Origin of the sequence: Dyadobacter diqingensis (genome assembly GCF_024220585.1) — a bacterium.
Classification (GTDB): domain Bacteria; phylum Bacteroidota; class Bacteroidia; order Cytophagales; family Spirosomataceae; genus Dyadobacter; species Dyadobacter diqingensis.
In genome coordinates, this window is sequence record NZ_JAMXKF010000005.1 from 146,082 (window position 1) to 168,498 (window position 22,417).

Consider the following 22,417-nt stretch of genomic DNA (forward strand, 5'->3'; position numbering starts at 1 on the left):
ACAGAAATTGTATGAAAATCAAATACGGCATTACAGGTTGTTTGTTTTTTCTGATCATGCTCACAGCCTGCACAGAATGGGATGATTTCAGGAAGTATCAGGTTGGTGGGGAAATTGTTTATCCGGGGAGGGGAGACACCGTTCTGGTGGCATCCGGCAGAAACCGAACACAGTTATTGTGGGTACTGAGTGCCGACCCCAGCGTAACAAAGTTCCGGCTTTACTGGAACAACCGGGCTGACTCGCTGGAAGCTCCCGTTGCTTCAAATCGTATTGGTGACACGGTCAAAATCATGATCGATCCTTTACCCGAAGGCGCGTATAACTTCGAAATGTATTCCCTGGACGCGAAGGGGAATAAGTCGGTGCCTCTGAGATTTAACGGAAGAACCTTCGGAGCGCATTACGAAACGGGCCTGCTGAACCGAAGCATCAGCTCAACAGCATATGATTCGACGCTTAAAGTGCTAAAAGTCAACTGGAATGTGCCGGATACCGTGAATGTGAATACTGAGCTGAAATATGTAGCGACTGACTCAAAGCCGAAAACGCTGCTGGTGGGCGCAACTGTCAATATAAGTACGCTAAACGATTGGAAACCGGGTACGGCGCTGAGTTATAAATCTTCTTTCAAACCGGACCGCAAAGCGATTGATGTCTTTACGGTGAGCAAATATGACACGATCGCTGTCAAACTGAAATAAAAAGAAGACATCGCAGTAAAATTATTTTCTCAGGATAAATGCGGCGGTAGCCATATCGCCGCATTTTTTATCTGATGATGAGGCTTTTGATTTTGGAAATAAGCCAGATCAGGGCAACAATGGCTATCAAAGTCCATTTGGTGTAGGTGAACGGACTGATTGAAATGTAACCTCCGGCCAGATCATAATGCTCCATGTTGAAAAGGAACAGGATATTTTCAACGACATCAAAAAGGCCCGCAAGAATAGCCAGCGGGAAACAGAGCCGCAACAGATTATTTAAAAAGGTATGGCGTTCGAGCTGCATCCTGTCATAACTCAGCGTGACCAGTATGTAACTGTATGCGAGAATGTATGCAAAGTCGATGAAAGTAAACAGCTTCACACCCGTGGTGACGCTATGCTGGCCCCAGGAAGATGTATCCCAAGTTTCAACAATCGCCCGGGTTTCATCTTTGCCGGCCGTTTCGAATGCAAAATCATTCGGAATCCCGGGATTGAAATGCTGAAAGTCCCACGAAAGGTATTTTAAAGTAGCGGCTAGCAAAATAAAACACAGCCAGGCAATCAGTCTCATATTGCTCATTTGTTAAATTCTTTTACAACGAAAACTTGCTGATAAGTCGCTGAGGTTGGGTTTTTGATACACTGCTTGAAAACCCTTCCTATTTTCATGAAATGTTCTGCCTTGGGATGCAGCTCATCCGTCCAGCCGTTCTCACCGACGGATTCCCGGGCATCGATATGAAAAACCCGTCCTGGCATTTTTTTATCATCAGTGAAAATATGTCCGATATCGATCATCATTTCGTTAAAAAGAAAGATCATCGCATAGACGATTTTTCGTTGAGTTTCTGCGTCATTAATGCCTCGCAGCTGCATCGGTGTTTTGAGCCAGTTCCCGTTTTGCTGAAACTTCCTGATAAGCGGAACATACCAGTGCAAGGGGTTAACACCGATGCCCGATTCGTAGGAAGGAACAGGGTAGTCATATCCCTGCGTGATGATTTTAATGTTTTCAAACTTTGGTGTTTTGTTGCCTTTATTCCCGGCATTCAGGATTTCGCTGATCAGAAAATAATACTGAAGGTGAAAAAACATCAGCAGCGCGAAAAAGTCCTTTGAGATGTATTTTAGCCCTTCGTTGAAGTCATCTTCATTGAGCTGAATACCTGCTGCATGTACTTTCCCGATCATGTATTGCGCCCACTCGTTTCTGGCATATTCATTGGACTGCCCGGTGGGGTCCAGCATGGCTGCGATCCGGCTGGACCCTACAAGATCATTCCCGCCGCCGCTGATCAGGAAATAATCAGGGTGAAGCAGCGAAAGTTCTTCCACATACACACGCGCCGTAAGCATATTCAGAAGCCAGTCACCACCTGACGCAATGCTATATACTGCAAGATCTTTATCCATCCCGATGACGTCCACGAGATCGGTAAGGATGATCGGATAATTAAACCAGGAATCACCTTCTGCTAGAATGATCTTCCTGTCGCTTTTAGATACCTGGCGGAAACCTTTCCTGATTTTATTAAAGAACCTGTTGTTACGGCGTTTATTTTTGATCACATTTAGCTTTTCCAGCATGCCATTAACGGCAGAGATTTTCAGGATATAGCTCTCGTTCAGGTCATATATCCTTTGGATGATACATGAAAGATCCGCCGCGTCGATATCTTCACGCAGCCACTTCAATTCATCAATCTCAATCGAATTATCTAAAAGCTTGTCAATAAGAGAACTTTTAAAACGCTGGTTCATAACGATGGCTTTAAAAAGGGGAGCTCATTGAGTATAGTAAATATCAAAAATTAAGTCCTGTCAGATTGCTTTTTGACCAAATTTTTTCTCTTGCAATCACGGTTGTGAGGGATGATTTTGCTCATGTCGTTTGGCGTTAGGTGTACAAAAAATCCAGATTGCTTTTTTACTCAGGAATTGAGGACTGAATTTAGATTTTTTTTAACAATATAGATGTCCGTTAAGTAATTATTGTGACAATTAATTGCGGATTTTAACAATCAGATTATAAATGATATGGCTCTGTCAGGCCCGTAATATCATTTCGAAGCCGAATACTAACAACAAAGCCAGTCCGGGATTTGAGAGACTGGCTTTGTTTCGATTTTGAGATTTCACTTCCTAACTTATTTCGGCGATTTTTTCAAAAACTCTCGCGATTACCTCTGCTCCGGGATCCGGTACATTTCTAAGCACCTGCTCGGATAAATACGAGGAGCGGCCAAATTTCGTGTTGACGATATCCTTGGTATGATCTGCGCCGCGACGGGCGTGTCCGGCAGCTGCGGTTATAGTATCTCCATTCGCCAGGGACTCAAATCCGGGCTGAAGGGCGTCGATCATGGTCCGGTCGCCCAGCGCCGCACCGCCGTAATCTTTTACTTTTTGCAAACCAGCCAGTAATGCTTTGCCAAGATCCGGATTTTCGCTGTAAGCAGTTCCTGCTGCTGTAAACAAAATAGACAGCAAAACGCCGCTGGATCCTCCTGCTTCGCGGGCCAGAATTCTGCCGATAGTAGACAGCAGTTTTCCGGTTTCATTGAGCGGAAGTTTTTCTATCACTGTTAAAAGTCGCCGTCCTGATAACGCAAACGTAGAACCTGCATCTCCGTCGCCCACTTTTACATCCAGGTTATTAATCTCTTTTTCAATATTTACAAGTAAATGAGCCACCTTTTCGATCAGCTTTTGAACTCTGGGATTTTGAGAAGGAGCGTCGGGTATCGTCTCCGGTAATTTGGGACTGCTTATCGTGGCCGGTTTTGTAAATGGGTGAATTTGCCAGCTTGCCGGTTCTGCGGGAGCCAGCAAGGCTCTTTCTGTTTCCTCATCGAGTAACAAAACAGAAAGAGAAAAACCGCTCATATTGATCGACGACATCAACGCTGCCGGCCCGATGAGGTAATTGATTTTTTCGGCAAGTTTCGTTTTTTGAAATGAGTTAACCAGTAAGCTCATTTCGATAGGACTGACACTGCCCATGTTGTTGAATAGCAAAACATATTTATCGTCGCTTTCGGGCAGAAAAGAAGTAAGTCTGTCGACAGCCAGCGTCATCATCACGTCGGCTTTATCATAGGCAATGACCTCTATACCCGGCTCCCCATGAATGCCAAGTCCCAGTTCAGCCTGATGATCATTCAGCCTATGTGTTGGTTCCTGTCCAAGGTGCTGACATTCAGTCAATGAGAGTCCGATCGATGAAGTATTGTTAATGACCTTTTGCGCAGCATCGGCAATCTGATCCAGGGTTTTCCCTTCTTCGGAAAGCTGCCCGGCAATTTTATGCACAAACAAAGTCCCTGCCAGCCCGCGTCTCTTTACATCTTTGCCCAGTGCAATATCATCATCGACGGTGACGGTTTTTACATTGAAACCCAGCGCCCGGGCCTGTTCTGCTGCCAGCCCGAAATTGAGACGGTCGCCCGTGTAATTTTTAATAACCAACAGACAGCCGGAAGAGCCTGTTACTGCCAATATTGCCGACAAAACGGCATCAACCGTTGGAGACGCAAAAATATCACCACAAACGGCTGCGGTAAGCATACCCTTGCCGACAAAACCTGCATGTGCGGGTTCGTGACCGGATCCGCCACCGGAGATTATTGCTACTTTGGATTTATCCCAGTCTTTACGCACGACAACCCTTACCTCCGGAAAATTATCGAGTTTGGCCAGTTTAGGATTTGTGAGTAATCCGTCAATCGCTTCGTTAACGATCTGACTGGTTTCATTGATGAAAAATTTCATAAGCAGAATCAATTAATGATATTCTGCAAATTAGCAAAAACCTGCTTTTAACGCGTTTTTTCAGACCGGATATGGTTTAAAACTTCATCAATCGCGGCATGCATCTGCTGATGAATGTTTCCATTGGTTGACTGATCAAATCCCGGATATTTTAAGGCGTTTGGAATGTCTTTTTCCAGATTTAACAACGACTGTTTTTGACAGAAACATAACCCTCGATCAAGCAGGCGATGACCCAGATATTCCTGTTCCGACTGTCCGGGTGTCGGGATTAGCAACGCTTTTTTATGCATAACAGCCAGGTCCATCAGGGTAGAATAGCCGCTTCTGCAAATTACAAGAACCGATTTGTTGAGTAACTCCGTCAGCTGCGGGGCGTTCAGGTGTGTGTGGTAGCTGATGTGATCAGGTAACGACAACGGGACAAGCGCAGAGGGATTCCCGGCTACGATCGTGAAACGGTATTCTTTCCGTTCGGAAGCCTGCGCCAATATTTTTTGCTCTAAAATGCCACGCATAGGTTCAGGCCCGGAAAGTAAAACCAAAATATGTTTTTCATCCGTGGCGATCCTCTCAACAGCAGGATTCAGCTGAGATAGCAAACCAATGTATCGGGCGTTTGCAGGTATCTGGTCAGGGTGCGACAAACTTCCGGCCAGGCCTTGTTGGCTGGCTTCGTCAACAACCCAGCATGCGTCAAACTTTTCCAGCAGGGGATAATGCAGTGATTTTAAAACACGGTCTGCCAGTGCTCCTTGTCCCGATCTGATTTGCAACTGATGCGTCATGATAACCGAATAATGGCCGGCTGTTTTTAGCCCATACCGGTTGTCAGAAATAATAAGGTCGAATTTATACTCGTCTGCCATTTGGCTGAGCCAGTGCCTTTCTTTTTTTATGGATCTTAATATTTTAGGGACTTGCGCCAGTATTTTCGCGGCGAAGGTGAGCGAATTTTTACTATACGAAATTTTATAACCCCGTAATCGTATTATTTTCAAATCAGGAAAATTGCTTCGTAACAGCACAGCTACCGGGCCTTCCGCTGCCAGCGTTACCACGCAGTTTTTTTCAAGAAGATATCTGATGATCGGGATGCAGCGGGTTGCATGGCCCAATCCCCAGTCCAGGGGCGCAACTAAAACGTGTAAGGGTTGGTTGGTATGCATAACGATTCTCCTGATGCCGGACTGGATTTGCCGGCATGTTTTCTAAAATTCTTTATGTTTCAGAAAAGACATGTGCTAAATAACACCCAATGCTAATAAAAATATTTCTAAGATTTGGGTTCTGTCAAATCTTTGTTTAAAAATTATCAGGAGTTGCTCAGGAGCTGGCAAACAGGTGATGGTACAGAAGCAGCAATTTTAGGTAACCGATTGTGACTTTTCTCCACTAATCAAAGCACTCCCAGTGTCCGATGATGTGCTGGTCTGCCATCGCCAGAATCCGGTATCCGGTGATCGTTTCATGCTGTTTTTTATCGAACTGTTTGCTCATGGGTTTGGCGGCGGCGCTTAACTTTACGCTGACTTCCAGAATGATAAACTCCTGATCGATAATCAGTTTTTGAATGGTGGTTTTGTGGTTGATGTTCCCGGTTAATTCTGTCAGATAAGCCCTTAAACCTGCGGCATTTCCCAGTCCTGCGGGCAGCGAATAGTCTGTGAAATCTGGGTGGAGATAGTTTTCCAGTTTGTCAAATTTTCTGCCATTCCAAATCTCTTCAATAAAACCTGTTGCACAGTGCTCGTTCTCCTTTTTCATAGTATCCTGCTCGTTGAATGTATGCCCAAGTGGTCATTTCTGACTTATTCCACTTGATGAATGCTTACGCAAAACTCCGTTGCAACAGCAAGAAAAAGTACCTATTCCCGGGCGAAACGGACAAATTGACTACTGAAACTGGTAGAACGGGGTACGGGTATCGGCGCGCTCATAGCAGGGAAGACATTTTTCGATAAATGCCCTTTGAACTTAAATGAGTAAAAATAGAACAATACGAATGGCTGCTGTTTTTCACCCCTGATTTTGTCCGTCTCAATGACGAACTGCAACTCTTTATGCGTCCGGAGAATGAATTTTGACTTATCAAAAATGCACTTGAAGTGTCAACTATAAGCCAAATGAAAAGGTATTTTTTTCTGATATTCGCTATCGCTTTGTCTGTCTCCGCACAGGCACAGGAGCATCTGAGTTTAAAGCAATGCATAGATTATGGCCTTAAACACCACCGCAGCACGGTTGTATATAAAAATGAAGGAGAGGCTGCCCGTTTCAAGGCAAAGGAAGCCATGGCGGCATATCTGCCTGCCGTGAATGTGAACGGGAGTGTCGACGATAACCTTAAAGTGCAGCAATCCGTCATTCCTGCCGGTGTTTTTGGCCCCACGGATGTGAAGGTAGCATTTACTAAAAAATTCAACAGCAATATCACTGCCCAGGTTGACCAGACGATCTTCGACAAATCCCTGATCACGGGATTGAAGGCCAATAAGGTGTCGATCAAACAGGCGGAGCTAAATGCCCAGCAGAATGACGAGACCATCATTTACAACATCAGCAATGCTTATTACCAGATTTTTGTCTATCGTCAGCAGTTGTCGTTGTTGCAAAGCAATCTAGATACCTATCAGCAGCAGCTCGGGATTTCCAGACTGCAACTGGAAAAAGGTGTGGCGATGGAATCGGATGTCAATAAGATCCAGGTGAATTACAATAACACCAATTCGCAGGTGCTGGTTGCGGAAAGCAATCTTGAACTGGCGCAAAACCAGTTGAAAAACGCGATGGGTTATTCGCTCAGCGATTCGCTTAAAATCCAGGATTTTGTGCTGGATGAACCCGTTGCACAGCAGACCCATTTTACCCTCTCTGATTTTCCGTTATTCAACGTTTCAAACCGTACCGATTTTAAGTTGTCAGAAGTTAACATCACCCTGCTTGATATCGACCAGAAGCGGATCCGCGCTACTGCAATTCCAAAACTGACAGCGTATGCAAGATATGGCGGGGTCGGTTTTGGCGATGATCTGGGTCAGTCTTTTTCAAAGATCAGTGATTTTGCCGCTGTCGGTGTGAAGCTGGCGATACCGGTTTTTGATGGTTTTAAGCGTAATGCACAGTACAATCAGGCCAGGATTAAGCAGGTTAATGCGCGTGAGAATTTAAAGATCGATCAGGAGACCTTCCATTTGGAATTCGACAATGCCCGTACCCAACTGATCAAGGCGCAAAGCAGCCTGGAAAATGACAAAAGAACGATCGGGCTTGCTGAATCGGTTTTCAAAAGCACGGATCTGCAATATCAGAAGGGTGTTACGGACCTGACCGACTGGCTGAACTCGCAGTATTCGCTAAAAGAAGCCCAAAGTAATTACCTGAATTCTCTCTATAATTTTCTGATAGCCAAAATCGATCTTGAAAAAGCGAACGGCACTTTGAAAACTTTTCATAACACGTTATAATATCCATCATGAAACGTAAATACATCATTTCAATCGGCATTCTGGCGGTGATCCTGTTGATCGCTTTTAAGCTGACAGCCAATAAAAAGCAACTGGATGAAAATAATCAGCCAGAGAAAAAAGTGGCGGTCAAAATTCCTGTTAAATATGCGGCAGCGAAAGAACAGGTTCTGGAAGTAAGCATTGTGAAAACGGGAAACCTGGCACCTTACAAAGAATCGAAGGTGATCACGACCAGCAGCGGTATTTTGCAAAAGGTGCGGTTTGAACTGGGAGATCAGGTTCGTCAGGGGCAGGTGTTGGCTATGATGGATAACCGGACGGCCCAGCTGGATCTTCAAAAAGCCCAGAGCAGTCTGGCCAAACTGAAAACGGACCTGCAAACCTATACTGAGCTTTACGAAGGGAAAGCGGCGACGAGAGAAAAAGTAAACGAGATCCGTCAGAATTACAACGACGCGCTTGTTGAGGTTGACCAGATCAAAAAGCAAATGACGGACGCTTCGGTGAAAGCGCCGACAAGCGGTATCATTGCGGCCAAAAATCTGGAAGAAGGTGTTTTTGCCAATGCAGGTTCTGAAATTGCCACGATCGTTAATTTGTCGCGTACAAAAGTACAGGTGAATCTGACGGAAGCTGAGGTATATCAGATCAAACAGGGACAATCTGTAAAGATTACCACGGACGTATATCCTAATACGGTTTTTTCGGGGAGGGTATCTTTTATAAGTCCGCAGGCTGATGTCACGCACAATTATATGGCAGAAATCATGGTCGATAATGCGCAGAATGCACCGCTCCGTTCAGGCACGTTTGTCTATGCGGATTTCTCCCAAAAATCTAAGGAACAGATTCTGGTTATCCCACGCGAGGCGCTTACCGAAAGTGTTAAAAATGCCTCGGTTTATGTGATCGGGCAGGACAACAGGGTGGCTCTGAGAGCCGTGCAGCCGGGAAGGGAAACGGGCGGTATGATAGAAATAATCAGCGGATTGAAATCCGGTGATCGTGTGGTGACTTCGGGGCAGATTAACCTGAAAAACGGAAGTGAAGTTAGTTTATCTAATTAATCAAAGGACATGTCAATATCAGAAATAGCCGTAAAAAGGCCTTTGTTAATCGTGGTAATTTTTACTGTGCTTATCCTTTTCGGGTTGCAGAGTTATACCTTGCTTAACTATAATCTGCTGCCTAAAATGCAGGTTAATGTCGTCAGTGTCAGCACGGTTTATCCGGGTGCTTCGGCAGCGGAGGTTGAAAGTTCGGTAACCAAAAAGCTGGAAGATGCCTTTGCCTCCATCGAAGGTCTGGATCAGATCAGTTCGACTTCGCAGGAAGGGGTTTCACAAATTTCGGTGACTTTGAAAAGTGATGCCGATGTAGACAAAGCCGAGCGGGATATTCAGCGAAAAGCGGATCAGGCGCAAAATGAATTGCCCAAAGACATCGACAAACCGCTTGTCAACAAGATCAGTCTTGAAGAAACACCGGTGATTAAGGCAGGTGTAACGTCCAAACTGGCTCCAAGGGACTTGTATGACCTTATTGATCTTCAGGTGCGTCCGCTTCTTCAGAATATTCCGGGTGTCGGACAGGTTAATATCATTGGCGGCGACGAACGCCAGATTCAGGTCAATATTGATCAGGCTAAACTGAAAGGCTATAATTTAAGCATTGCCCAGGTTACTCAGGCGGTGGCCAAGGCCAATCAGTCGTTTCCGGCCGGGCAGATTGAAACGAAAAATCAGCAGTTTTCCATTCGTTATGACGCCAATGTCACCTCGGTAGGGCAGATCAACAAACTGATTGTTTCAAAGGATAGAAAAGGAGGGACGATTTATCTTGAAAATGTGGCCGAAGTGGTGGATGCAACCGCCAAGACTACGGCAATCAATCACATCAACGGTATTCCATCCATTGGTATCCAGCTGGTTAAGCAAACAGATGCCAATGCTGTGGATGTCAGTCGGCTGGTGAAGGAAAAATTTACTTCACTGGAAAATCAGTTTAAATCACATGATGTCAAATTTGAAGTTTCCAGCGATCAGAGTACGTACACACTTTCATCGGCGCATGCTGTGATGGAAGATCTCGTGCTGGCGATTATCATCGTCGGACTGGTTATGCTTGCCTTTCTGCATAGCGTCAGAAGCTCTCTTTTCGTTCTGGTGGCTTTGCCTTGCTCCATCATTCCGACGTTTATTGCGATGTATTTTCTCGGTTTTTCGCTGAATATGATGTCATTGATGGCGATGTCGCTGGTTGTCGGTATTCTGGTGGATGACTCGATCGTGGTTTTGGAAAATATTTACCGGCATCTGGAAATGGGTTCCGACCGAAGAAAAGCGGCGCTCGACGGGCGCAGTGAAATTGGTTTTACTGCCCTGGCTATCACCCTCGTAGACGTCGTGGTATTTCTCCCGCTGGCACTTTCAGGTGGTATCATCGGCTCTATTCTGCGTGAATTTTCACTGGTTGTCGTGATCTCAACCCTGATGAGTTTGTTCGTTTCCTTCACCATTACCCCGCTTCTGGCAAGCCGTTTTGGTAAACTCGAAGAAATGAATGAAAAAAGCTGGTGGGGTAGACTGAACCTTGGTTTTGAACGCATTATTGATCAGCTGAAAGCGGATTATGCATACCTGTTGGAGATTGCACTGGGGAAAAAACGCTGGCTTTTGTCCGGCGTTCTGATACTGATTTTCGGATCTGTTATGCTGCTTGCCAAAGGTTTTATTGGTGCTACTTTTATCCCGTCATCGGATCAGGGTGAGCTTATGATCAAGATTGAGCTGGACCCGTCAGCGACCATTTATCAGACCAATATGGTCACGCAGCAGGTTGAAAAGATGGTGATGCAAAAACCCGAGGTAGTGAATGTATTTTCAAGTATCGGATTTGTCTCGGGGAGTGTTGCTGGTGCGGCCAATAATGGAAATTTGTCGGAACTAACTGTGACACTGGTAGATAAAAGTAAAAGAAGTTTTTCTCCGGGTGAATTCGGGTTGAAAATGCAGCGGGAAATCAGCGCGGTGATACCAGGCATAAAGGTATCCTCTTCGCCAACAAGCATTTCCGGACAAAGTCAGGCGCCGATTCAGGTTGCAGTAAAAGGTGTTGATCTTGAACAGGTTCGGGCTGTGGCCAGTCAGTTCAAAGATACCATTGCCAGCATTCCGGGAACGCAGTTTGTGGAGTTATCCGTTAAAGATCAAAAACAGGAAGTGGATGTAAAACTCGACCGCGAAAAAATGACGTTGTTGGGACTTGATGCCAGCCAGGTTGGCGCTGCCTTGCAAAATGCTTTCAGCGGCGATGATAAGAGTAAATTCAAACAGGCTGGTAATGAGTATGATATCAAAATTGGTCTCGACCAGTATAACCGTTCGGAAATTGGGAATGTCAAAAATCTGTCGTTTGCGAACAGCGATGGTCAGAGTTTTGTATTAAGCCAGTTTGCAGAAGTGGGGGATGCCCTGGGTGAGAGTGTGTTACAGCGAAATAATCGTCTCAATGCGATCACGGTTAATGCCAACGTGGTAGGCCGCCCGGTGGGATCGGTGGCGGACGATATCAAACTGAGCGCAGGCCATATCAAACTGCCGGAGGGAATTACCATTGAATATCTGGGAGAAGTGAAAAACCAGGGCGACGCATTTGGCAGTCTGGGAATGGCACTGGTTACGGCGATTTTGCTGGTTTACCTGATCATGGTTGCACTTTATGAAAGCCTGATCTACCCGTTTGTGGTATTGTTTTCAATACCGGTTGCGCTGATCGGAGCGTTTCTTGCCCTTGCACTGACGATGGAAACGCTGAATATTTTTTCCATCATCGGGGTAATCATGCTGCTGGGGCTTGTTTCTAAAAATGCGATTCTGATTGTTGACTTCACCAACGAACTGAAAAGCCAGGGACATTCTGTAAAAGAGGCCCTTATTGAAGCGGGTAAGGAAAGGCTTCGTCCTATCCTGATGACCACCTTGGCGATGATCCTGGGAATGCTGCCGATCGCGCTGGCGAGTGGTCCGGGCGCGGAAGTGAAAAACGGAATGGCCTGGGTGATTATCGGTGGCCTTACGAGCTCGATGATCTTTACCTTGTTTGTGGTTCCTTCCGTTTATCTTATCATCGAAAAACTGCTTGTCCGTTTTGGTACCAAACCACAACCCGAACCGGTCATTGCTTTAAATGCTTAAACCGGTCTTAACCGCGTCAAACAGCATTTTTTTTACTATCTCAGCGAGATTTACTTATCTTTTGTAAGTGGATCTCGCTGAGATTTTTTTTTTGCGTAAAAATGATATCATTTGCAGATGTTTAAGGATCTTTTCAGGCCGTGATTTTATTAATGATTTTTTTGAAAAATAGATAGGGGGAAGAGCGTTCTGTCTTGTCATGGATTTGTAGCACCAAAAGAATATCAAAACCAATTAAATCGCTGACTTTCAGATTTTACCAGACAGGTATGCTGTGTCCGGATACTGTGTCTGTAAAGAATTTGGAAGTCGAAAGTGACAACGCGGAGTTTATCATGAAGGGGCTGGCCAGCGCCATGATATATATTCCGATTGTGTCTGGTCTTTGCGTGATGATGGAGGAATGATAATCCGGTTTGGGCTACCAAAAAGTGCAAAGCATTAATTCACAGAACGGTCAAAAATCTAACCTAATTTATTAACAATGAAAACAATCATTGCTTGTGCCCTGTTGTGGGTAATCGTAATTCCTGCGTTTGGCCAGGGTTTAAAATATCAGCTTAGCCCAAAAGCACTGGATTCACTAAAATTCACTTATTACCGAATGGCTGCCTTAAAATATCCAAGCATCCGGCAGGCATCCATTTCAACGGATTTTGTCTCCAATGCAAATGTCAATACAAAGCTGCTCGGGGACGATCTGTTCGACGGGAAAGCGCAGATCGTCAGGGTTAAGGCGCACCTCACGGTGCCTGTTGTGTCCTGGGGTAAAAATTCGATATCCTCAACGTTTGGAATTACCAACCAGCACCTGAACCTTAGTAGTGTGAACAGCTATACACCCCGGCTGGGTGTGAAAAATATGAAAACGAATCTGACCACACTCAATTTTGTTGCCAGCTTCACCAGAACCGATTCATTGTTTCACAAACCTCTTACACTGAGTGTTGCTGCGTCAGGACTAGCCAATGCTGAGCTTGACAGAACCAGGCTGGTTTTTACAGGATTCGCATCCATTAATCTATTCAGAAATCCGGTTTCAAGTCTGTCGGTTGGACTGGCACTGATCAGTGACCGTTCCTCGGTAACCCCTGTAACGCCAATCATCAGCTATTCCCGGAAGTTTTCGAATATGGGCATGGAATTGCTCGCCGATATGCCATCACGGATTGTTCTCAGAAAAGAATTATCAGCCAAAAGTTTCGTTTCGCTCGGTTCTGAGCTGACCGGCAATTTCTTCTTTTTTAATCTGAATGAGTCCAACTTACCGGCGAATGCCATTGGAACAACTTTAATTATCAAGTCTGGTGTGACTTTGGAGCATTTGATATCCAAAAGTGTGGTGGTGGGTGTCAGTGCCGGTATTTTCACAACGCCGTCTACCAAACTTATGGGCGACACAGCCCGTCCGGCAGATTACTTCATCAAAACCAAAACGACCAACGAACCCTATTTAAACCTGACGGTTTCGTTCCTGCCATTCTGGAAAGGACTGAAATTACAGCCCTGAAAGGGCGTCATCCCTCACCACAGGGCATCGCCCTGTGAGACATTACGGATGCCCCGATAACCAGGCCAGGAATTGGGGCGTCTTTTCTTTGCTTACCGTGATAATATCATGGAAAGGGATGGACACGGCCACTGACAATTTCCGTGAAAGATAGCTGGATGCATTTACCACACTTTTCCGGTTCAGAAGACATTGCCTGTTAGCCCTGAAAAACCCGGTGCCGGTTATTTTTTCCAGCTCGTCGAGATTGCTTTTGGGGTAATAGGTTTTGTTGTCAAAAGTTACGAGGTGGGTAATTTCGTTTTCAACGTAAAACAAAGCGATATCATCCAGTTTTACAGGCATAATCACGTCCTTGTAATAGACCAGAATAGCCGTTTGCCTGGGCTGATACTGAGTCGAGATTTCTTTGATCAGCGACTGGAAATAGCTGTCGTTGTTTACCGGTTGAGAATTTCGCAGGTTATTAAATTTTTTTAGCGCTGCCTGAACGGAGGTTAGTGTAAACGGTTTTAGTAAATAATCGATGCCATTGGCGTTGAAAGCGTTAAGCGCATATTCATCAAAAGCGGTACAAAAAATGACTGGCGTGGTAATCTCGATCGCTGAGAAAATTTCAAAGCTCAGCCCATCGCCAAGCTGTATGTCACTGAATATCAAATCCGGAGCGGCGTTTTTGCCGAAATAGGTTAGCGCCTCTTTTACCGACTGTAAAACTGTGACGATCTCGCTTGTGGGTGCAGCCTGAATAATGGTATCTGCAAGGTCGTCGGCGGTCCATTTTTCGTCCTCAATGATTATAATTTTCATTCTCGTACATTTTAATAGTTACTGAAAAACGTTCCGCGCTTTGTTTTATATCAATTTGATCACCCGACAAAAGTTTGTACCGCTCTGCAAGATTTGCCAAACCCAGGCCTGTCGAAACTTCTTTGTTGGATTTTACCTGAAGGTTATTTTCAACCGTAATATAATCTCCGTCATCCGAGACATTGATTCTTAGTGGATTTTCCTCGGTCAGGGCGTTGTGTTTAATTGTATTTTCCAGTAAAACCTGAATGGAAAAGAAAGGTACAAATTTGCTTCTGGCTTGCTCGGATACGTTTACATTGTATTCAATGGCATCACCAAACCTGATTTTCTGCATTTCCATGTAGTCAAGACAAAGCGTTAATTCCGTTTGCAGCGAAGAAATTTTGGAAGCATGATCTGAAACGGAAGCCCTCAGGAAATTGGCCAACTTGGTCAGATAGAATTCACCTTTTTCAGTATCTTTTTTGTACAATGATTTTAAAATAGTCAGGGAATTGAAAAGAAAATGCGGATGGATCTGCTGCCGTAAGAGAAAATTAGAGGCCTCGCTGACAGCCGCTTTCAATTGCATATTTTCCAGTTCTGCCTGAGACTTGCTGTGCTGGAGAAGCACCTGATTTTGCAGTACGATCATCAGTGTGTTGAAGATCACGTACGAAACAAAATGCGTTATGATCATTTTTTGATCCGATAACTCGTTTTGCTTTCCTGACAAAAATGAAAAACATACAATCAGTACCGTGTAAATGGTCAGACTTAACAACGTGCCGAATAAATATCTCAAAAAAATACCCCTTTTGTTCGACTGGGCATATTTTGAGCGCCAGATACGGAGCGTGTAGATGTTTGACAATCCCAGCAGGTAAATCATGATACAGCCCCGCACGAAAGTCATGATCACAAACGTGATCGATTCAACCTTGCTGATGATCAGCATGACAAAGACAAACAGGTTGATAAAAATGGTCATCAACAGATTGAGTCTGTACAGATTTTGGAGTGGGAGTGATGCGTTCATGCTGGAAATTAGCGAAAATTGAGCTATTCCCTATCAGAGTTTCCAGGTGAAACGGACAAATTTCGTGGTGACGGGTTTGGTCGCTTTCTCTGAATGCGTGACCATGAATCCATCAAACGTTTAGTAGCGCTCGTTTGCACTTACGCAAAAATGACCCGCAGTATCAGCATTGGATGATCTGCGAGTCATTTTATATCAAACAATTAGATAGTCAGCGTCGGTTATGGTTTGCCAATAACAGTCACAATACTTTTTGCACCAACAGCAAATTCGCCTGTGTTATTGATGGAAACAGGTACCATATCCGATTGGGCTGAGGTCTGGTAAATCCTATTTTTTACCTTGGAAGCAGTATAATCCAGTTTTACTGGTACGTCCTGAGCCGTTGGGTTAACGATCACCGTCACCAGTTGGTTATTGGTGTTTTTGAATGAAGAAACCAGCAGTTCTGAACTGTTGGTGACGTCAATTCTGACCGCGCCTGGCTGGATAAAACGGCTGTACTGACCCAGTGCCCAAAGCATTTTCGAGGTCTGGAAGTTACCGTCCGTTTTATTTTTATCCACGTAAATCAGACCGTCTTTGTAGTCATAAGGTGAAAGCGCGATCCACCAATGCCATCCGGAAGCGTTGGCATTAACCAGGTCATTATGGATTACGCGCGCCACGTAAAGTGCAGGATCAATCCCCAGATCTTTTCCTTCTCCCTTGATATCTCCGTTGTTATCACCCAGAATACAATACTCCGACATCCAGTACTTTAAGCCAGGATTATTTTGAAGTGCCTGGGCAATCTGTACCCTTTTTGCCACCCCATCCTTGTAAGGTGAGGTTGTAAAATAACTGTGTCCCGAAATCACCGGCGTCAGGTTGGGCAGATTGCCGATGTAGTCTGCGGACGATTTGTTGAAAAAGGCACTGATCTGATTTTGCCTGCCCTGTTTGTTAAATTCAGAATACAGGTATTCGATCTGACCGGCTTCTGCCACGTCAATCTTCGTTGTGAGGTTTTTTTTGAGTAGTGAGGCACTAAGGGATCTTGTAATCGCTGCAATTTCGTTGTTGAAAAAAGGTGTTCCTTCCTGGCCGCCGTCGCTCCAATCCCACTGGGGTTCATTTAATGGGCTTATGTGGTTGAAGGTAATCCCTGTTTTTTGCTTGACTCCGGCGACTACTTCTGCCATATAATCAGCGAATTTTCCGAACTGTTCCGTGGAAAGATTAGGCTTGCCGGCAGTGGCATAACCTTTTTTATTAACCGTCAGCTGGACTGGAGGGCTGTTGGGAAACGCAAGGTATTCGTTGACACCGCGCATTTTTGCAGCATTCATAAACCAGATCTGGCCAGCCTGTTTGTTAAAATTGTAAGTACCGTCATTGTTCAGAAAACCCTCAGCACGGCGCCATTCGTCTTTTATGCCGCTGCCGTCACCCTGTTCAGCCGTTCCTGCCCCGATATTGAACCGCCACAATGAAAGGCCGATTCCTTTGGGTTGTCCGTTGGTCAGCGTATCACGGCTGAAAAGCAGATCAGCAATCGCATTTCTTTTGACATCGGGCCAGTTGCCCACAAACTGGCAGGCCCAGGCGTCAGATGCGCCGAAATGATCGATGGTTTGATAGGTTTTTGCCGGATTTATGGTCACCGTCACCGATTTCTCTTTATCCGGCGTCGTATTGTTTTTTTGCGGTTCCGATCCCTTACAACATGTTACTGATAGAAAGAGGCTGGCAGCAATAACGGTTTTACAGTAATGATTTTGTGGAAAATACATGTGTTTTTGTTTAGGGGAAAAAACATCGCCCTTTTCCGGGAAGAAAAGGGCGATTAAACAAGGTCAGTTAATAACCCGGATTTTGTTCAAGCTTGTTGTTAGAAGCCTGAATTTCCGAACGGGGGATCGGCAGCCAGTACTGTTTGTCAGCGAAACTTCTTCCGGTCAGGGCTTCTTTTTTGGTATAAGTTAAAGCCGTTCCGTTTTTACCGATCTCGATACCATATGCAGGTACATTCTCAGTAACGTTTGCGATTTTCCAGCGACGTACGTCATAAAAACGATGTTCTTCGAAGGCAAGCTCAATACGGCGTTCGTTTCTGATTTTCTCACGCATCTGTGCCTGCGTCAGGCCTGCCGCAAGGGCAGGCATCGCCACACCGGTACGTTGTCTGATCGCGTTCACGGCTGCATACACACTCGCATCAGGTCCCGAAGCTTCATTTTGTGCTTCTGCATAGTTGAGAAGAATTTCAGCATAGCGGAAATAAATCCAGGTCTGCGTACCGGCGATATCCCATGGGTTATCGATCGGCAGGTTGTCGTTCATGAATTTTTTAAGATAATATCCTGTCTTGGATGTATTCCAGTTGGATGGACCGTCCTTGCTATCCTTCCCACCCGGTGTGAAAGTCTGGATGGTGCTGTTACGATAAGTGGCTCCGTTGTACAGGATGGTCGCGTAGAACCTTGGATCCCTGTTTTTATACGGGTCTTTCGGATCATAACTTGTGCCCGGATCTGAGATTTTTGTTCCGTCAAGCATTTCATAATCATCCACCAGATTTTGAACCGGTACGTTTCCGCCCCAGGCGTTATAACTGTTAGGACCGTTTGCAATTTCCAGACATACGTGGCGCGCTCCCTTTGCATAAAAACGCCCGAAAATAATTTCTGAATTGTTTTCAGAGGTAAAAAGATTACCATAACCACCGGTAAACAGGCTGTATTTATTCAAATCCATAACAGCCTTGGAAGCCGCAGCAGCCTGTTGCCAGGTAGCAGCGTTATACAACGGACTTGCACCATAAAGCAGCAATCTTGCTTTCAAAGCCAATGCAGCACCTTTGGTTGCACGGCCCAGTTTCCAGGCATTGTTATCATTGGAAGCAGGTAAAAGGGCAGTCGCTTCATCCAGCTGAGCCACCGCATAATCAATACCCGCTTTGATATCCGAACGGTTGAAAAGATCCTGGCTGGTCAGGTCGTCGCTGATTTCGTAAACTTTATCACCGAGCAAAACCACTTTTCCGTAGTTACGGATCAGGTCATGATAACGGAATGCGCGGATAAACTTGATTTCACCTTTCAGTGCATTTTTCTTTTGCTGGCTCATGGGTACGTTATCCACGTTTGCCAGCGCATAGTTAAGCTCACGGATACTTCTGTAACTTCTTCCCCAGAATGTTCCCGCAATCCCTGTGTTCTCCGGCGCAATTTGTCCGCGCTGAACAAGCCAGGTATTATCATCATTGTTGTAGATGGATTCATCCGTTACCGACGACCACATCGCGTATTCAAATCCGCGTCCAAACCCAGGCAGGGTTCCTTCGGCTTCCTTGTCCGTCAGTCTCGCACCCATGTAGCGGTTCAGCACATAGGCTTCGAAAAGCACGGAATCAGACAGGATTGATGCATCCGAAACACGGTCCGTTGGCACTACATCCAGAAAATTTTCCTGACATGCTGAGAAAGTTAAAAGCATGGCACCCAGCAGTGCAGGTATTGTAAATTTTGTTATTCGCTTCATAATGATTCGGTTTTCAATTAAAACTTAATGTTGACACCCAGGTTGATAATTCTTTGCTGCGGATAAAACTGTCCGCTTGAATTATTTCCTTCCGGATCATAATCTTTCACGCCGGTGATGGTGAACAGGTTGAAAGCGCTTGCATAAACACGCAGCGACGACAATCTGATTTTTGAAAGCGTTACTTTTGGAAGTGTGTAACCTACTTCAATGTTTTTAAGCCTTACAAAAGAAGCGTTGTTCAGCCAGAAGTTGTTTTTATAAAGACCTCCGTTGATCGACGAAGACGCTCTTGTATCTGCTCTCGGATAGGTGCCTTCTGTGTTTGTCGGGCTGTAACGGTTATCTGCCCAGCTGCTGTAAAAGTTTCCAACCTGACCTGATTCCGGCAATACATACTGCGTTACCATGCCTTGTCCCGAGAATACGATCGAAGCATCAAAAGCTTTGTAACCTCCGTTGAAAACCAATCCGTAGGTTAGCAAAGGAACATTGCCATATTTTGTTCTGACCTGGTCATCGGCTGTGATTTTACCATCCTGGTTGTAATCTTCCAGAATAAGGTCACCGAATTTCGCACCCTGGATGTGAGGATATTTATCCAGATCGGCCTGTGTGCGGAAAATCCCAAGGGTGTTGTAAAGAAGTTCCGTGTAAAGCGGACCGCCTGTCTGGCGCTGGTAATCCAGTACGCCCGGTGCTTCATCGATAAACACGATTTTACTTTTTGCATAGGTAACGTTTCCTGAAATACTATACCGGAAATTCCCTGCATGGTTGTATCCCAAAGTTGCTTCAAAACCGCTGCTGTTAACCTTTCCAAGGTTTTCATCCGGTACCAATGGCGTATTCTGATCGGTTTTGTAAGGATTTACGATACCTGATGTATTAGGGATAGATGCGTTACGTGCTGCAAGAATGTTGGAACGTTTCTGGTTAAAGTAAATAACTTCCAGATTGAAGTGTTTCAATACCACCGCATTCAAGCCGATATCCATTTTCTTGGCCGTTTCCCAGGTAATGTTCGGGTTCGCAAGTTTAGTCAAATCGATACCTGATGTGATCACATTGTCACCGGTAACATATTGATTGTTAAACGAGTAGTTGTTGTAATACTGGAACTGGCCTACGTTGTCGTTACCCAATGTACCGTAAGATGCTCTGACTTTAAGGTCGTTAACAAAATTTACGCTGTTTTTAAACCAGTCTTCTTCCGAAATCCGGTAACCTGCCGATACAGAAGGGAAAAAACCGTACTGGTTTCCTTTCGGGAAAATAGACGAACCATCCAGACGAGCCTGTACTTCTGCCAGATATTTCTCATTGAAGTTATAGGCCAGACGACCAATTACGCTTTTTCTTGTGAAGTTATAACTCTTTCCGTTGTTATCCTTGTCTGTAGCAGCCGGACCTCCCTGAGAAAGTTCCGGTGTGGAAGCAGTAGGGTAGTTGATCCTTGATGCTCCGAGAGTCATTTCATTGCGTTTGTTTTGCTCATAAGCCACAAATGCATTGACATTATGTGCTCCAAACTGGCGCAGGTAATTCAGACGAATGTTCTGGGTGATGTTGGTAATGTTCGTCTGGCTTTCCGTCAAAGATGCCTTACCCGCCGATCCGCCGGCTACAACAGCGCTATACGCGTCCGTTGTTTTGTTGTAGTTGTAAAGCGTGTAAGGAACACTGAACGTTTTGGAAAAGTTGAAGGATTTATCAACCGAATAAAAGCCGTCCACTGAGAGCCCGTCTATAAAAGGCGTGTAATAACTTGCGCGTAAAATACCATTGAAAACAGAGGTAGGGTTGCTGGTTGTTCCGCCCATGTTCGTCCCCAAAACTACCGGATTGCTGTTTTCTACACCGGTTGAGTAATAGCCGTTTGGATATTTTGAAATCACGGTCGGGTAGGCACGGTAGATAGAGCGGAAAGTATTGGAAGCCGATGATACCGGAAATTGTCTGTTTTCCTGACGACCCGAAAGTGAAAGGGTTACTTTGAAGTCTTTCGTAACATTGGCATCAATATTAGAGCGGAAGTTGTACTGTTTGTACTTGGTCGCTCCGTGTTTGTATAAACCGTCCTGATAGATCGTACCCAGGGAAACATAATATTTTACATTTTCTGTCCCGCCATTGATACCCAGGTTATGCTGGTTTTGCAGCGCCATTTTTTTCAATGTTTCCTTCTGCCAGTCGGTGTTTGGGTAATTGATCGGATCTGAGCCATCTCTGAATTTCTGGATTTCCGCAGCGGAATAATGCTGGTTCATGCCGCCGGCCGGATTGTTGTAATAATCGATCTCGTTCAGAATCGTCGCATAAGTCGGTGCGTCTGCCAGTTTTGGAAGACGGGTTGCCGAGGAGAAGCCTTGGTTGAAACTGTAAGAAATAACCGGTTTACCCGTTCCGCCACGTTTAGTCGTAACCAGGATAACCCCATTCGCTGCACGGCTTCCGTAAACGGCGGCCGAAGCATCTTTCAGGATAGAAATACTTTCGATATCATTCGGGTCAAGACGATCAAGACCGCCAACCTGTCCGGGAATACCATCCACAACGATCAGCACATCGCTATTTCCTGTGGAAGCGAAACCACGAACCGTGTAGCTGGAACCGTCATAACCCGGCTCACCGCCACGGTTGTTGGCAACAAATCCAGAAAAACGTCCCGCCAGGGAGTTGGAAAGGTTTGGTTGCGGACTTTTAACGATATCAGAACCTTTCACTTCGGAAACAGATCCTGTTAAAGTCGCCTTTTTCTGTGTACCGTAACCTACCACGACAACCTCGTCAAGCGTTTTGTCGTTGGTTAGCAGCTTCACATCGATCTGACTTTTATTCGCCACAGCCACTTCCTGCCCCACATAACCGATGTAGGTAAATACAAGCGTGCCTTTGGAATCGGGAAGATTCAGAGAGTACTTTCCTTCGGCATCTGTGGTGGTACCCGTTGAGGTTCCTTTTAAGATTACACTGGCGCCAGGCAGGGTTTCGCCCGTCTCGGAAGTAAGTACTCCTTTGACATTAAATGCCTGTCCAAAACTGAACGTAGATACGACCATAAAAAGCAGAGCAAGCAGCCCGCTTTTCCAAATTGTTCTGCCTGCACCTTGTGGGTGCGGATGCGAAGCAGAGGTTTTACGAAAAGTTTTTTTCATACAGAAATGATTGAATAATTAAATAATTGGCTTTTAAAATCAGCGCAGATTTGCGTGCGGATTTTTCATTATTTTCAAAATATGCCTTTGGAAACCGCCTTTCTTGAAATAATAATATGTCCTGCCGGGGTTCTGATTTTTTATAAATTGATCAATCAAAAGTAGGATTATTTAAATCTGCCAGACGGGGGACATTCTCATATTAAAAAGGGGGTATTTCAATAAAAAAGCCTGATTCTAATCGAA

At 45.1% G+C, this 22,417-nt stretch carries 15 protein-coding genes; 5 read left to right on the forward strand and 10 right to left on the reverse strand.

Annotated features, from left to right (window positions below; translation table 11 throughout):
- Nucleotides 1-11: 11 nt before the first annotated feature.
- Complete coding sequence (locus M1L62_RS15995; protein WP_254560608.1) at nt 12-704, forward strand: DUF4998 domain-containing protein; 693 nt, start codon at nt 12-14, stop codon at nt 702-704.
- A 67-nt stretch (nt 705-771) separates the two neighbouring features.
- Here the strand turns inward: M1L62_RS15995 and M1L62_RS16000 are convergent, their stop codons facing one another.
- From M1L62_RS16000 to M1L62_RS16020, 5 genes are all read right to left on the reverse strand, one after another.
- Nucleotides 772-1,290: a hypothetical protein gene (locus tag M1L62_RS16000; protein WP_254560609.1), complete on the reverse strand. Its 519-nt coding sequence runs from the start codon at nt 1,288-1,290 to the stop codon at nt 772-774.
- Nucleotides 1,287-2,471: a hypothetical protein gene (locus M1L62_RS16005; RefSeq protein WP_254560610.1), complete on the reverse strand. Its 1,185-nt coding sequence runs from the start codon at nt 2,469-2,471 to the stop codon at nt 1,287-1,289. The genes M1L62_RS16000 and M1L62_RS16005 overlap by 4 nt, the downstream gene beginning before the upstream one ends.
- 381 nt (nt 2,472-2,852) lie before the next feature.
- The gene (locus M1L62_RS16010) at nt 2,853-4,481 is read right to left on the reverse strand and encodes a dihydroxyacetone kinase subunit DhaK (protein WP_254560611.1); all 1,629 of its coding nucleotides are present in this window, start codon (nt 4,479-4,481) and stop codon (nt 2,853-2,855) included.
- Between the two features lie 47 nt (nt 4,482-4,528).
- On the reverse strand, nt 4,529-5,650 hold the full coding sequence (locus tag M1L62_RS16015; protein ID WP_254560612.1) for a glycosyltransferase: 1,122 nt from the start codon (nt 5,648-5,650) through the stop codon (nt 4,529-4,531).
- A 226-nt stretch (nt 5,651-5,876) separates the two neighbouring features.
- Nucleotides 5,877-6,248 carry an ester cyclase gene (locus tag M1L62_RS16020; protein WP_254560613.1) on the reverse strand — a complete coding sequence of 124 codons (372 nt, stop codon included), beginning with the start codon at nt 6,246-6,248 and terminating at the stop codon, nt 5,877-5,879.
- Nucleotides 6,249-6,607: 359 nt separating this feature from the next.
- Between M1L62_RS16020 and M1L62_RS16025 the strand changes: the two genes are divergently transcribed.
- From M1L62_RS16025 to M1L62_RS16040, 4 genes are all read left to right on the forward strand, one after another.
- Nucleotides 6,608-7,948, forward strand: coding sequence for a TolC family protein (locus M1L62_RS16025; protein WP_254560614.1), 1,341 nt, complete (start codon nt 6,608-6,610; stop codon nt 7,946-7,948).
- Nucleotides 7,949-7,956: 8 nt separating this feature from the next.
- Complete coding sequence (locus M1L62_RS16030) at nt 7,957-9,018, forward strand: efflux RND transporter periplasmic adaptor subunit (RefSeq protein WP_254560615.1); 1,062 nt, start codon at nt 7,957-7,959, stop codon at nt 9,016-9,018.
- A 9-nt stretch (nt 9,019-9,027) separates the two neighbouring features.
- Nucleotides 9,028-12,147: an efflux RND transporter permease subunit gene (locus tag M1L62_RS16035; protein WP_254560616.1), complete on the forward strand. Its 3,120-nt coding sequence runs from the start codon at nt 9,028-9,030 to the stop codon at nt 12,145-12,147.
- Nucleotides 12,148-12,631: 484 nt separating this feature from the next.
- Entirely contained in the window at nt 12,632-13,657 is a 1,026-nt protein-coding gene (locus M1L62_RS16040; RefSeq protein WP_254560617.1) for a hypothetical protein, read from the forward strand.
- Nucleotides 13,658-13,699: 42 nt separating this feature from the next.
- On the opposite strand, the gene M1L62_RS16045 is transcribed toward M1L62_RS16040, so the two are convergent.
- The 5 genes from M1L62_RS16045 to M1L62_RS16065 all read right to left on the reverse strand — a co-directional run bounded on the left by M1L62_RS16045 (nt 13,700) and on the right by M1L62_RS16065 (nt 22,171).
- Nucleotides 13,700-14,467 (reverse strand): LytR/AlgR family response regulator transcription factor, encoded by a 768-nt coding sequence (locus M1L62_RS16045; RefSeq protein ID WP_254560618.1) that lies wholly within the window; start codon nt 14,465-14,467, stop codon nt 13,700-13,702.
- Nucleotides 14,448-15,488 carry a sensor histidine kinase gene (locus M1L62_RS16050; protein ID WP_254560619.1) on the reverse strand — a complete coding sequence of 347 codons (1,041 nt, stop codon included), beginning with the start codon at nt 15,486-15,488 and terminating at the stop codon, nt 14,448-14,450. The genes M1L62_RS16045 and M1L62_RS16050 overlap by 20 nt, the downstream gene beginning before the upstream one ends.
- Nucleotides 15,489-15,709: 221 nt before the next feature.
- Nucleotides 15,710-17,263: a glycoside hydrolase family 30 protein gene (locus M1L62_RS16055; protein ID WP_254560620.1), complete on the reverse strand. Its 1,554-nt coding sequence runs from the start codon at nt 17,261-17,263 to the stop codon at nt 15,710-15,712.
- Between the two features lie 67 nt (nt 17,264-17,330).
- On the reverse strand, nt 17,331-19,013 hold the full coding sequence (locus M1L62_RS16060; protein WP_254560621.1) for a RagB/SusD family nutrient uptake outer membrane protein: 1,683 nt from the start codon (nt 19,011-19,013) through the stop codon (nt 17,331-17,333).
- Nucleotides 19,014-19,030: 17 nt separating this feature from the next.
- A complete protein-coding gene (locus M1L62_RS16065; RefSeq protein ID WP_254560622.1) occupies nt 19,031-22,171 on the reverse strand; it encodes a SusC/RagA family TonB-linked outer membrane protein in 3,141 nt (1,046 codons plus the stop codon).
- Between the last annotated feature and the right edge of the window lie 246 nt (nt 22,172-22,417).